General features: G+C 57.9%; 9 protein-coding genes and 1 pseudogene. 5 read left to right on the top strand and 5 right to left on the bottom strand.

Annotation, left to right across the window (positions count from 1 at the left end):
- Positions 1 to 105: 105 nt before the first annotated feature.
- Entirely contained in the window at positions 106 to 1,146 is a 1,041-nt protein-coding gene (locus ACRWA7_RS02390) for a helix-turn-helix domain-containing protein (protein ID WP_438390894.1), read from the bottom strand.
- Between the two features lie 181 nt (positions 1,147 to 1,327).
- Here ACRWA7_RS02390 and ACRWA7_RS02385 point away from each other — a divergent pair, with 181 nt between their 5' ends.
- Positions 1,328 to 1,936, top strand: a complete 609-nt coding sequence (locus ACRWA7_RS02385) for a reverse transcriptase N-terminal domain-containing protein (RefSeq protein WP_438390893.1) — start codon at positions 1,328 to 1,330, stop codon at positions 1,934 to 1,936.
- 8 nt (positions 1,937 to 1,944) lie between these two features.
- Here ACRWA7_RS02385 and ACRWA7_RS02380 read toward each other — a convergent pair whose 3' ends face one another.
- Positions 1,945 to 2,313, bottom strand: coding sequence for a hypothetical protein (locus ACRWA7_RS02380; protein ID WP_438390892.1), 369 nt, complete (start codon positions 2,311 to 2,313; stop codon positions 1,945 to 1,947).
- A 164-nt stretch (positions 2,314 to 2,477) separates the two neighbouring features.
- On the opposite strand from ACRWA7_RS02380, the gene ACRWA7_RS02375 reads away from it, so the two are divergent.
- Positions 2,478 to 3,212, top strand: coding sequence for an IS6 family transposase (locus ACRWA7_RS02375; protein ID WP_438390891.1), 735 nt, complete (start codon positions 2,478 to 2,480; stop codon positions 3,210 to 3,212).
- 1,109 nt (positions 3,213 to 4,321) lie between these two features.
- Here the strand turns inward: ACRWA7_RS02375 and ACRWA7_RS02370 are convergent.
- The gene (locus ACRWA7_RS02370) at positions 4,322 to 5,269 is read right to left on the bottom strand and encodes a LysR substrate-binding domain-containing protein (RefSeq protein WP_438390890.1); all 948 of its coding nucleotides are present in this window, start codon (positions 5,267 to 5,269) and stop codon (positions 4,322 to 4,324) included.
- Between the two features lie 135 nt (positions 5,270 to 5,404).
- Here ACRWA7_RS02370 and ACRWA7_RS02365 point away from each other — a divergent pair, with 135 nt between their 5' ends.
- Both ACRWA7_RS02365 and ACRWA7_RS02360 read left to right on the top strand, forming a co-directional pair.
- Positions 5,405 to 6,628: an MFS transporter gene (locus ACRWA7_RS02365; protein ID WP_438390889.1), complete on the top strand. Its 1,224-nt coding sequence runs from the start codon at positions 5,405 to 5,407 to the stop codon at positions 6,626 to 6,628.
- A 279-nt stretch (positions 6,629 to 6,907) separates the two neighbouring features.
- The gene (locus tag ACRWA7_RS02360) at positions 6,908 to 7,804 is read left to right on the top strand and encodes an oxidoreductase (RefSeq protein ID WP_438391032.1); all 897 of its coding nucleotides are present in this window, start codon (positions 6,908 to 6,910) and stop codon (positions 7,802 to 7,804) included.
- Between the two features lie 959 nt (positions 7,805 to 8,763).
- On the opposite strand, the pseudogene ACRWA7_RS02355 reads toward ACRWA7_RS02360, so the two are convergent.
- A pseudogene (locus tag ACRWA7_RS02355) lies at positions 8,764 to 8,904 on the bottom strand (IS110 family transposase); the annotation flags it as partial.
- An 899-nt stretch (positions 8,905 to 9,803) separates the two neighbouring features.
- On the opposite strand from ACRWA7_RS02355, the gene ACRWA7_RS02350 reads away from it, so the two are divergent.
- Complete coding sequence (locus ACRWA7_RS02350) at positions 9,804 to 11,960, top strand: putative bifunctional diguanylate cyclase/phosphodiesterase (RefSeq protein ID WP_438390888.1); 2,157 nt, start codon at positions 9,804 to 9,806, stop codon at positions 11,958 to 11,960.
- Between the two features lie 280 nt (positions 11,961 to 12,240).
- Here the strand turns inward: ACRWA7_RS02350 and ACRWA7_RS02345 are convergent, their stop codons facing one another.
- Positions 12,241 to 13,131 (bottom strand): DUF4148 domain-containing protein, encoded by an 891-nt coding sequence (locus tag ACRWA7_RS02345; RefSeq protein WP_438390887.1) that lies wholly within the window; start codon positions 13,129 to 13,131, stop codon positions 12,241 to 12,243.
- Positions 13,132 to 13,299 lie beyond the last annotated feature (168 nt).

Genomic DNA, 13,299 nt, shown 5'->3' with positions numbered 1-13,299 from the left:
CGTCTAACGCCTGACGAATAAGGCGAGAAAATGGTAACAGTGACGTGTCAATCCAATTTGCCTCACTGTCTCCAAAACCTGCCTGAGCGTCTCAAATGCAACGAATCAATCAAGCTTTCCAAGTACCTCTTTTAATGAGCCGGCGTATTGAGCGTTATTGGCGGCAGTTGAACCGGATTTTTCCATTGACGAACCGCGATCGCGTGCTTCGCGTGGTGAATAACCGAAAGCATTTCGAAAGATTCGACTAAAGTGTGATTCGCTTTTAAAACCGTATTCGAAGGCAAGAGTGGATATGCGGTAACTAGCGCCCGCAGGACTTTCGAGTATCTGGCGGATTTTGTCGAGGCGGCGTTGTTGAATGTACGAGACAACGCCGGATTCACGACTAAACAATCTGTAAAGCTGCGCACGGGATATACCGACATCACGGCAAATAAGCGACGGTGTGAGATCGGTGGATTGCAGATTTGCATCAATAAACCGCCGTACCCGGGTAAATACCGTTTGATTGATTTCGTTTTCCGCGTCGGCCAGTGTTGCAATACACGGGCCGAGAGCAGCCGAGACCATGGCGAGTGTTGCCCGCTCGACATATGGCATCTCCGCTGGCGACAAGCTTGGCAATTGCCGGCGCAGCGCATGCATGTGATCACCCAGCAGCGCGCTGAGCGGGCCTTCCAGCACGGTGCCGTGCAGATTTGCGGACTTGATGCGCGGCTCGAGAAGATCACGTGCGATGGTTAATATGATCGTATCACCGGCAACGATTTCCGAATCCAGCTCGCGCGCGAGATCAAGGATATAAATCTTCGACGGCTCTGTATTGATCGTCGCCCGGGCGGCATACCCGGATATCGAATGGGTAATGCCGAGGCAGAGATAAAAATGATCGAGTCCGTCCCGGCGGATCATTTGGGACGGGCGTTTGACGCTATATGCAACAGGATCATCTTCGCCAGCCCACGTGCCGCATCCCATTAACAGAGATCCGATGTATCCAGTCGACAATTTGTAGTTAAACCTCTGAGCAGCGGGTTTTTCGATGCCCACGTCGAATATCGCGTTGACTTCATCTCGCCATACGTCGAATCGCTGGTCCTCGGAATAGGCGTCGGTCGAGAAATGGAAAAGATAAGGATTCAAATTTTTACTCCGGAGCCGTGCCCGCACGATGGGAAGTGATGAAAACCACGTGAAATGAAGATGAATAGCGGATTACGGAACGTATTATCTGTTTCTAGCTCAATTTACGCATAATGCGCAACAGCGACGTGACATCGAGGCCAATTCAACGCAAATTCATAGGGCTGACCCTGGGTGAGGAATGGTCTTCGAAGACTGGACCATCATGGACAGGAACACCGCCGGCGAAGCAGAAGGTCCGCCCCGCTCGGAAACTCATGCGGAACAGGGTAAGTCCATGGTGTCGCCAGCAATGGCAGGCGAACCGCAAGGAACGCTGTTGGCGCTGTGGGTAAAGGAATGCGGAGAAAGCGAATGCCCGGCTGTAATGGACGGGATACGGGCTGAGACATCGCCCGACGCGAAAGCGACCGGGGCCGGTGCGTCCTCGCGCGCTGCGCAGAAGTGGGATCAGGCGAACTGGTCGCACATGGAGGCAGACGTGAAACGACTTCAGGTGCGTATCGCCAAGGCAACCTGGGAAGGCCGATGGGGCAAGGTGCAAGCGTTGCAACGTCTGCTGACCCGCTCGTATAGCGGCAAGATGCTGGCCGTGAAGCGGGTGACGGAGAATCGCGGTAAGAGAACGCCAGGGGTTGACGGCAGGATATGGTCATCCCCGGCGGCCAGGTGGAACGGGATGACATCGCTTCGACATCGCAACTATCGTGCGATGCCGCTGCGACGTGTTTACATTCCCAAGAGTAACGGCAAGAAGCGTCCACTGGGAATTCCGACAGTGATCTCATAATGCACCTCTCACAGTTGAGTGTTGGAATGTTGCCGCTGTAGATGCCCTGAAGTGCGCACCCAATCCTTTAGTTGCCGTTCCTTTGCGGCATCCAGCGTAACCCACCACGGGCCCCGCCCATCGAGCTTGCGGGCCTGGACTACCTGACGCTCGATCCAGTAATACACGACGTGTGGACTGACATGCAGCCGATGAGCGAGCTGCTGTACCGTGAGCTCGTCTGGCCGCTTGAAGCAGGTTACTTCAATTCGATACCGGTAGCGGATCCATTTGACCATTTCAAGCGTGAACGATTTGCCAGTAGAACTGCGTATGCCTTCCTGATTGAGGTGCGCCACGATTTGCCGGTCAGGCAGATGCTGCGATAGTTCGCGCACCCGCTCGACGAACGCGGCGGGGAACGCATCGCATCGGCAGCCGGCTTGGGCAAGTCCACGGTGATATCACTACACGCGCTGCCCTGCCAGCGGATATGCAGCACCGCTTGTCTCGCGGCGGACGGTGTTGTCAGGTTGCGTTACGTGTCGGATAAGATGATGCGATGAAGAAATCGAAATCGCTCTATCATGGTCACCGTTTCCCGGCGGGTGTCATCAGCTGCGCTGTTCGATGGTATTTTCGCTTCCAGTTGAGTCTGCGCGACATTGGAGAGTTGCTGTTCGAGCGCAGCGTGATCGTGACCTACGAGACGATCCGATGCTGGTGCGACAAATTTGGTAAGGGCTTTGCGCATCGAGTCAAAGCCGCGCGCCGCAGGCCGGGTAGTACTTGGCACCTTGACGAGATGTTCGTCACTTTGCGCGGCGAGCCTTATCTGTTGTGGCGGGCGGTCGATGAGCACGGTGCCGAACTCGACATTCTGCTGGAAAAGCGGCGCGACAAAGCCGCTGCCAAACGCTTCTTCAAACGTGTGCTGCGTTCGAGCCCTGTGCCGCGCAAGATCGTCACCGACCGGTTACGCAGCTATCCGGTGGCAAAAGCCGAGATCCCGGAACTTGCGAACGTGAAGCACATTTTTGTCAAAGCGGCGGCCCGATTGAACAATCGGGCCGAGAACAGCCACCAACCAACACGCGAACGAGAGCGTCGCATGCGCGGCTTTCGCGACCCGAAACGTACACAGAAATTTCTCTCGTGCTTTGGGCCGATCCGCCAACATTTTGCACTCAAGCGGCATCTGCTGTGCGCTTCACTTTATCGAAAACAACTCGCAGCCCGGTTTGTTGCATGGCGCGAATTCACCGAGCACTCCCAAACTCCGTCAACTGCTTTCTGATCTGTCGACACACCCGCGGCTGTGCTGCCTCACCCTCGGCAAGTTGACAATGCCGTTTAGAGGGCGCGTGGCTGGTCAGCCAACGCACGCCCTCGAGGCACGCGCTTGGCGCTGGCCGACCAAATAGATACGTTTGCGTCTCTCAAAAACCGGATTCGCAGACGCGAAAACAGCGAGTCTGCGAATGGACTGATGCGGAATCGATTGCAAGCTGCATATAGCATGCGGGAAAGCCGCCTCTTTAATGCGCCGGTCTCATGATTCGTGGGACTTCCTTTACGCTATGAAGAATTGTGCAGGCGCTAAAATCGCAGGGAGTCGGAAACTTGGCGGCTAGCCGTTGCAAAGCGCTTGCGATCAGGACGCGTAAGCCCAGAAGCGGTCGCTCAACCCGGGAATTGCATGCGATACTAAAAACTCAACCCGGGCCTGCTTCATGAACAGCTTCCCACATTCTCGCATTAACATTGTCGGCGCTGCAGGCAGCCTACTCCAACAGTTGCCCGCAAAGCGCCGCCAGGTTTGACTCCCATTCTTCCAGGACACACCCTACCCATACTGCAACAACAATGACGGCTAAGGACCAAAAACGCTGACGCGTGTGGCGCTTTCGATCTGGTCGGCGTGGCGACTGAGTCAGCCGCCCGGGGGTCGGCCTAAGCCGGCGGCGGCCGACTATGGACGTACGGCCCTTCCAGGTTGCTTTGCCGAGATTCCCAACTAGGTGTCAACGAGTGTGAACCTTGGTCATTGGCGAGTGGGTCTTCTCGACCCGTTGCCATCATTCAAGATTCTCAAAAGCGGCCATTCATTTTTGCGGAATTGAGCCATGCAATGAACGCCACTCGTAGGTCGATGCCACACAAGCTTCAATTTCGTTGATACGAGACCAAGCGTTGTCGCCGTTCGTTATTATCACGAGCCAGGAACAGTTTAAAACGTGCGTCCCTAGGCAACATTCGAAACCCCAGTTGCCATGTGTTGCCGGTACCCCAGCCTTTAGACGAATCCTACGGCGTCCGGCCCGTGCGGATACGCTGTAAGGTCGTCACTCATATCTCCCTTGGAAGTATTCGTGAATAGAAGACCGCCGGCTCGCTTTCTACGGCCTAATGAAGCTCGAAGGGTGCGGCCTCTTGGCTGGCCACCATCGTGATCCATTGCTCAAATGCCTTGACGGCGTCATCGCCGCTGCGATCAAGATTAATCACCAGCGTGTAGTCTGCGGCGCGCCATGTTGGCGCGGCAATCGGACACACGAGGCGCCCCAATGCAATGTCGCGCCCTATCAGCGGCAGCGACGCGAGCGTTACACCCAGACCTTCCACGGCCGCGGCAAGTTGCAGGTTCACATGGTCGAACTCGGCATGACGGGCAGCCTGCAGCTCGGGCGCGCCGGCCTCCCGAAGCCAGTGCGACCACGCTGCGCGAGTACTGGCGGAATGCAGCAGGGTTTGATGGCGCAAATCCGCCACGTCCTTAATCGGGCGCTGGCGCAGCAGTGCAGGGCTGCAGGCGGGCAGACGCAAGTCGGCCATCAGCGCGCGCGACACGACGCCAGCGCCTTGTTCGGTTCCCGAGCGAACCCCGATGTCGAAGGCATCGCCGATATAGCGTAACTTGCGCGATGTGGTCGATACCCGCACCTCGATGTCCGGATATCGCGCCTGAAAGTCGGCCAGACGCGGCAGCAGCCAGCACAGCGCGAAACTTGCCAGCACGTTCACACGCACGATGCCGGACACCCGCCGCGTAAATTCCTCGTGGCGCAACCGCGCCGCCGCGCTGCCCAGGCGCTCGAACGCGTTGCTCACATCGTTCAAGAGCGCAGCGCCTTCGTCGGTAAGCACAACGCCGCGCGGGCGGCGTTCGAACAAGGGCAACCCGAACCAGTCTTCCAGCAACCTGATCTGCTTTCCAACGGCCCAGTGGGTGACGTGCAATTCAGTAGCGGCGCCGGCGAAGCTCCCATGCCGGGCTACCGCTTCGAAGTTGCGCAACCCGTTAAGTGGCGGCAGCCTACCCCGGTCTTTCGTAGTGTCAGTGTCTCTACCCATGACGTGACTTTTTCTCTCCGTTGACGCGATATTAGCTCAATTGAATGCAATGTGGTCCAGACATAAAATTGCCATATAGAGCCTGAACGCGCCACCGCGCGCCTTTGCGGGTCGCCTCGCAACAAGAGGATTGATATGCGCTTGCCCGTTTTTTCCCCGCTGCCCGAACAGGAAGTCGATTCGACTGCCCAGCCGCTTGCCCCATCAAAATCGCGCGTGTTGTGGCTCTCGTGCGTCGCCCATGCGATGCACGATGGCTACACAGATATGATCTATGCGCTGCTACCTGTCTGGCAGTCGGACTTTGGTCTTGATTTCGCCGCCCTCGCCATCCTGCGCGGTATCTATGCCGGCACGATGGCCACGCTCCAACTGCCTGCCGGACGCCTGGCTCAGTGGCTAGGCAGCCGAACCACGCTGGCCCTCGGTACGTTGTCGGCCGCACTCGGCTATGCGGTTGCAGGAATGTCGGGCGGCCTGTTCGGCCTGTGTGTGGCATTGGCGATTTCGGGCAGCGGCTCAAGCACGCAACACCCGATCGCGTCGGGCGCCGTCTCACGTACCTACGGGCGCAATGCCAGAGGAGCGCTGAGCACTTACAATTTTTCCGGAGATCTCGGCAAATCCGCGCTGCCGGCTGCCATTTCGCTGCTCGTGACCATGATGCCGTGGCGTCATGCGTTGTGGATCGTGTCCGTATTGGGCTGCGTGATTGCCGCGGTCATTGCGTTGTTTTTCCCGTCGATATCGCGCGCCGCGCCCGGAGCCGTCGATGCGCCCGCCCACGGACGCAGCACTACGGGAAAGGGTTTTTCCATGCTGCTCGCGATTGGTGTGCTCGATACGGCCGTGCGGATGGGGCTGCTCACTTTCTTGCCGTTCTTGCTCAAGGCAAAAGGTGTCTCGCCGTCGATGGTGGGGACTGCGCTGGCGCTTGTCTTTATAGGTGGCGCTGCCGGCAAGTTCACTTGCGGCTGGCTTGGCGCACGCATGGGAGTGATAGGCACGGTGCTGACCACCGAGGGCGGTACGGCGTCCTGCATTGTCGCCGTGATATTTTTGCCGCTGGTGCTCACCATGATGCTGCTGCCGTTCCTAGGTATGATGCTCAACGGCACGTCCTCCGTGCTTTATGGAACAGTTCCGGAAATGGCCGCTCCCGAGCGTACCGAGCGCGCATTCGCGTTGTTCTATACGGGGACGATAGCGTCCGGTGCGATCTCACCGGTCATCTATGGCTTTCTTGGCGACCGGATCGGCTTACATTGCGCTACTTTCGCCACTGCGCTGACCGCGTTAGCAATCTTTCCGCTGGCGATCGCACTGCGCTCGCATCTGGCACCCGAGGAAAGACTGTGACCAAAGGCCGCAAAGCTGGCGATGCTTACAGCCCGGACGCACAACGCCTCGACCAGTCGCCGCAAGCTCATGCAAAACGACCCGTCAATCCGTCCTTCCCTAGGCTATCGTGCTCGCAGTTCGACATAACTGAGCTTGGTTGTCGATTGATTAGATCACTTAACTACGACTGAGTAACCGAAAAGCAACCTCCTATCGTGCGGGGCGATATAGCGATTAAGCTGATGAAGCCGCATGGCTGTCAGGGCAGCAAAAGACAATTAGGACAAAATGGAAATGATGAAGATGTCTGAAAATCCAACCGTCGCCCTCGTCGGTCCGGGGGCAATCGGCACAACTATGGCGGCGGCGCTTCACGAGGTCGGGCGTTCGCCGACCATTTGCGGGCGCTCGGCGCGCGAGCAACTGGAACTGCGCTTCGACGGCGGCCGTGTCGCTGTACCAGGGCCCGTGCGGATTGATCCGGCCGAGATTGCGAACACGTTCGATCTCGTTTTCGTCGCGGTCAAGTCGACACAAGTGGAGGCAGCAGCACCGTGGCTGTCTGCGTTGTGCAGTGCGAAGACCGTTGTCTGCGTGCTGCAAAACGGCGTTGAGCAGAAAACGCTCTTCGCGCCGTACTTGTCCGGCGGCCCAGTGCTGCCCTCGGTGGTGTGGTTTCCTGCTCAACGCGAACCGGACGGCTCGGTGTGGCTACGCGGCAAAGCACGCCTCGCCTTGCCGGACACGCCGGCGACCAGCGTAGTGCTCGCGGCTTTGCGTGGCACACGATGTTCGGTCGACGTAGCGGCGGATTTCACGTCCGTCGCGTGGCGAAAGCTCCTACAGAACGCTGTCGCAGGTTTAATGGTTCTGACAGGTCGCCGGGCCGGCATGTTTTCCCGGACCGACATCACCAACCTATCGCTAGCCTACCTACAGGAATGTCTTGAGGTTGCTCGTGCGGAGGGCGCGACACTGAACGACGGAGTTCCGCAAGAGATCATCGATGGATTTCACAGTTCGCCGGCCGATCTAGGCACTTCCATCCTCGCCGACCGACAGGCCGGCCGCCCCCTCGAATGGGACAGCCGGAACGGGGTCGTGCAGCGATGCGGTCGATCTCGCGGCATCCCGACGCCGATCAGCGATCTGGTCGTGCCACTTTTGGCGGCCGCCAGCGACGGCCCTGGCTAGCCAATATACGAGCACTTATTTGTTGACAACCTGAGCGTCGACGGTAAATGTCCAAATTGTGGCCGAGATGGCAGCGACACAAAGGGCGGCACAGATACCTTGTCGATCAAGATAAACTTACACTCGCTTGGCTCGACCGACGATATAAATCGTCGCGTCCTCGCAGCAGGTCGACGCGACCGATGGGGTCAAGGCTTTCTCTGCTTGCATTTATATCCGGGCCAGTGTTTCTGCATCGCTATTTGATACCTGTTGCGCGGCCCTGCCCGCGGACTTCAATGAGTCTCGTGTCCCTGGGCCACATAGCCATCGCCGGCGGGCCGGTCTACCTTGCCGGGAAACGGTACCAAGTCAGCGGCCTCAAACGCGGACTCGGTCTTTCGATAGAAAGACAATCGCAAACGCCTTGTTCGCGGTACCCCGATAATTGGGGGTGCGAGCTGTCGCGTGCAAAGTAACTCCGTCCACCATCACGTCGCCATCGCCGTGCCGAAATACGTCTCCGTGCATTGGACGTTTCCACGAAACCTCCGCGGTCAGTTGCGACGTCAAAGGCGTGCGGACTCTAGTGCGCCATGGAATGCATTGATAGATCACCGGATTCGGACACTCCCACGGTTGAATTCAAAACTCGTGAACTCGGCGGTAGGGCCAGAGTCTCCGAAACCCACAAATGATATGACTTTTCGTGTCAATCGGAATATGTGGTTCGTATGTTTCTTATGCGCAAATGAATTCCCTGAGGGCGGCGTAGCAGTAAATCTCGACGGTGAATCATCCTGATATCCGCGGATTGGTTACCGCATTACAGAGGACCGTCTCATGAGCCTGCCGCATTCTTAAGCCGCAAATCGGGTGATATCCGTTGCGGGGTTGTGCCGCGGGTTACTCGAGTAACCGGGCTACGCCGCCTTCAGGAAACTGGTGGAGCATCGGGTGAGTGCTGTGGTCTTTCGCAATCAAGTTGCCCCTGTGCTACGTGGCAACGCGAGCGACATCGCCAGGCGCCCGATGTCCCAGATGAAGCCTGACAGTTCACGGGCGACGGCCACGACCGTGGTGTTGGCATTCTTGCCACGCGCGGCCAGCTTCCGGTATCGGGATGAATGATCGGCAACAAAGAGCCACCACTACGCGTATAATCCGTCGCCCCGCGTTTTCTGGCTAAAATCCGGTTTTTTCACATCGGGTTTTCTTTCACGCGCTATTTTACGAAAGGAAACGACGCTGCTTCATCTTCGACGCCTTGCCTGATGCTCCGTAGGGTGATCGCCATAGGCCAAACTCTCCTTAGTGGTCAATTACTTCGCATTACGAATTATCACGTAGCACTAGCTGGGATATGAACTTTGAGCATGTACGCACGCGACGAATCCCGCCTTGTGAACGTTGGCTTTCAAGGGATTTAGGGCTGTTTCCATCAACCGGACGGCGTGGTCCTAGTCGGTGCTGCAGCCGTGGTGATGGTCGCGCTGATTTGGGAACTTCGGCCAGCGTGGTGAGACCGTGACTCGGCAGCGCGGCGGCTCCATCGGGGGCCGCTGACGGCCGCTCGTTACCGCCTTCCCAACCTTGCACGACCCAAAGAGCGCACAAAGGGTTATCACCGAAGCTCGTTAGCATCAAACTTGCTCTCTTTTTGTATACGAATTACGGATTTCGTATGGGCAACAATAGGGGAAGCGATGTTGATCAAGGTCATAGTGATACTCGGCGTCATAGTGCTTGCGACGTTTCTGGCCTGGTTGGTACCCAAACACGGCGCCGAAGCCGACCTCGACGACTACGAGTGGCACGACGATCCGTCGGGTTGGGGCCCCGACGAGCCACCATCGTCCCGCAGCGCTCGCCCCAAGGTGCCCCCTGATATGAGGCACGGCGCCTAAAGCACAAACGTTTTTGCCGTTATCAAAGCTAGAAGTCCAGGCTATTCACCACTTCGCGGCGAAGCCAGACCGCCAAATGAGCTTCATTCTTACAAAGCAGGTGAACAACTGCCATGGACTCCACATTAATTGGCTCTGACGAAGAAGCGAGACTTGCATCGCTTCGCGAATACTCGATCGACGCGACACTCGGTGACCCGGGCTTTGATCGCCTTGTTCACTTGGCCCAAAGCATCTTCCGCGTGCCGGTCGCGCTTGTCTCACTGGTTGATGCCCAGCGCCAGTTGTTCGCCGCGAGTGTGGGACTCAACGTATGCCAGACATCCCGCGACGTCTCGTTCTGCGCCCATGCGATCCTGCGCGACGAGATCATGGTCATCCTCGATGCCCAGAAGGATTCCCGCTTTTGTAATAATGCCCTGGTTACCGGTGAACCGCACATACGGTTTTACGCCGGTGCGCCGCTTCGCAACACGCTCGGCTATGCGCTGGGCACGCTCTGCCTGATCGACACCGAACCGAGAGACGCATTTAGTAATAGCGAGCGTCGCAATCTCTCAGAGCTCGCTGCGCTTGTGCTCGACAAGCTCGAGGTTCGCCGCCTGGAATTTGCCCGCCGCTCAAGTCAGTCCCGCTTTGAGAACATTGCCGCGACGTCTCCGGACGCGATTATCTGTGCGGATCAGCAGGGCTTGGTGACCTTCTGGAACCCCGCAGCCGATCGGTTGCTCGGCTATCGCGCGGAAAATATCCTCGGGCGCAGCATTGATCTCATCGCTCCCCAGGAATTGATTAATCGGGTACACGAATTAGCGACAGCGGGCGCATCCTTGATCGAGGGACGCACCATCGAACTCAACGTTCATGCTGCGAGCGGCGCCAGTATTCCTGTCGAGTTGTCCGCCTCCATGTGGCGAGAGAACGGACGCCCGAGTTTCGGCGCGATCTTGCGCGACATTACCGAGCGCCGTACCAACGAAGAACGACTATTCCAGCTTGCCCACATCGACTCCTTGACTGGATTGGCCAACCGCACGATGTTCAGGTCTCGCGTGGAACAGACACTAAGCGATCAAAGCGCTGCTTGCGTCATGATGGTCGATCTTGACGGATTCAAGGATGTCAACGACAGCCTGGGCCACTCCGCGGGTGACGCCGTTTTAGTAACCGTGGCTCGTCGTCTGGAATCGTCGGTGCGGGCTCTTGATACGGTCGCGCGCATGGGCGGCGACGAATTCTCCATCCTCATTCCGGGTCCGGTCAGTGGCTCCCGTGCGGCCGAAATCGCCGACACCGTTATCGAATCTCTATCGCGCATCCTTACTGTTGATGGGCAGGCAATCAACATCGGTGCAAGCGTTGGCATTGCGATGTGTCCGGAGCATGGGTCGAGCGTGCGGGAGTTGCTGTCCAGTGCGGACTTGGCCCTCTACCAGGCCAAAGCCGAAGGCCGGCACTGCCACCGTTTCTATAAGACAGGACTGCGCGAAGCGGCGACCGACAAGCGAGCCTATCAGAGTGAAGTACTGAGGGCCTTCGAACACCATGAATTTGAGCTTTATTACCAGCCACAAGTTAGGCTCTCTGATGGCGCGCTAATCGGCGCTGAAGCGTTGCTGCGATGGCGTCACCCTGAAAAGGGGTTGCTCGGTCCCGGCGCGTTTCTTTCCGCCTTGGAGGCGGGGTATCTTGCTCCTCGAATGGGCGACTGGATCATTCGAACCGCGTGCAATCAAGCCGCTCAGTGGCGCGCACACGGCTCGCCTGAATTCCGAATGGGCGTCAATCTTTTTGGCGCCCAGTTTCGCACAGGCGATCTCGCCAGCAGGGTCCGCGCGGCGCTGATCGAAACGGGACTCCCCGCGTCAGCCTTGGAGCTGGAGATTACCGAAAACATCATCCTGCGTCACGACGACCAGATGATCGGACCCCTGCGGGAGCTTCGCGACGACGGGGTGGGGATTGCATTCGATGACTACGGGACGGGCTACGCTTCACTGAGCATGTTGAAGCGCTATCCCCTGACGAAGCTCAAGATCGATCAGACCTTCGTTCGGGGAATGTGCGAGTCGAGCGCCGACGCGGCGATCGTTCGAGCCATCCTTTATCTTGGCCACAGCTTTGGGTTGGAGGTCATCGCCGAGGGCGTGGAAACAGAAGAGCAAAGCGCGCGCTTGCGCAAGAAAGGCTGCGAAACCGCACAAGGCTATTTATTCGGTCGACCAATGCCAGCCTCGGAATTTGCCCGCCAATTCGGCCTTTCGGAATAACTACTTTCTCTCACGTATAAACTTTCGCTACATAACGCTCGACGCCTTTTAGCTCCGACGGTAGCTTTTACAGAAAAGCGTTCGTGATAAGTCCTCGTATTACTGCTTTCGCCACCGGACTAACGAGGACCATTGCGTGTCTCATGACGGTCTTACCGCTTCCGCTCTCCCCAACGCATGGCGACACCTCGGGCAACAACATTGGTGGCCTGCAGCCATGTCAGCGCTGGATGCGCACTCGAAGGAAACGAAGAAATCGGGCTTCGGTTCGGGTGGCGGCTTAATGGTTGGGCGTCTCCAGCAGCGCCTTCAAAATCGTTGTAACGCCTGGGCCGGCAGGATCGGGATTGCCGAAGCGCGGCAGGCTGCCGTCGGTGCGAGCGCGTTCGAGTTCCGCGCGAACCTGCTCGCGGCTCTTGGGGCCTTGCGGCGGTTGTATCGGTTGCATGGGTTGGGGCTCAGGCTGAATGGTCCGTTGCATGACCGGTGATGCCGCAATCACAGGCGCTGGCGCTGGTGCGACTTCAGGCATGACTTTATTTACAGCATCGTCTCGGGATGTCACCGCATCCGAAGATGCGGATTTCTCGTTCTGCTCCCGAATCCGAACTACCGGTTCGACTGGCGAGTTCCTTGCTACTACAGCGCCGGCCCGGATATCGCCAGATTTGCGTGCGCGAAGTGGCACGCGGTTCGCCCGTTCGCGTGCTGGCCCGGCTCGATTAATTACGCGGGACGTCCGAGGAACGGGCCGAGATTCGGCTTGCTGAATCGTGGGCTCCCCCTTTGCAAGCGCCGCAGGCGGCGCCGTGTGCGTCAGCGGCATTCGCGCATCAAGGTCATGCTGGAGCGCGATAGCTTGCGGGTTGTTGATGTCGAGCGCGCGCGCCGCGCGCAGCAGCACGTCTGCTGACGCAAGGTCGTTGCGGTGCAGGCTGTCGCGAACCGCCTGAAGAATTCGCGCTGGCGATGGATCGGGAGGCGCATCCTTTGACATGTTGCCGGACGTACGCAGCATGTCACGGATATCCGCCGCAGAACTATCGTCGCCATCACTTGCGGACTGATCGTGATGAAGGGCGGTTTGCATCAGTCGCGGCAGATAAACGGTACCGGCAAGCGCAGCGATGAAGACGCCTGCAAGAGCCAACCTCTTTGGATGAGTAATCATGACGTATGCCCTGTAATCGCGAACGTCCGCGAGACCGCTTCAACGCATCCGGTCCCCAGGAATATTTGGCAGAGACAATCTTCTTCGAGCCCGAGCAACCCGATGTCCTGCCACGAGCAACCTAATCGAGTGGTTACGCCGTCGAACCGCTTATGGATGCGCCAATCT

The sequence above is a fragment of the Caballeronia sp. DA-9 genome (assembly GCF_051615025.1).
Lineage (GTDB): Bacteria > Pseudomonadota > Gammaproteobacteria > Burkholderiales > Burkholderiaceae > Caballeronia > Caballeronia sordidicola.
Note: the sequence above shows the minus strand (reverse complement) of the source record. Positions and strands in the feature narration are given on the sequence as shown.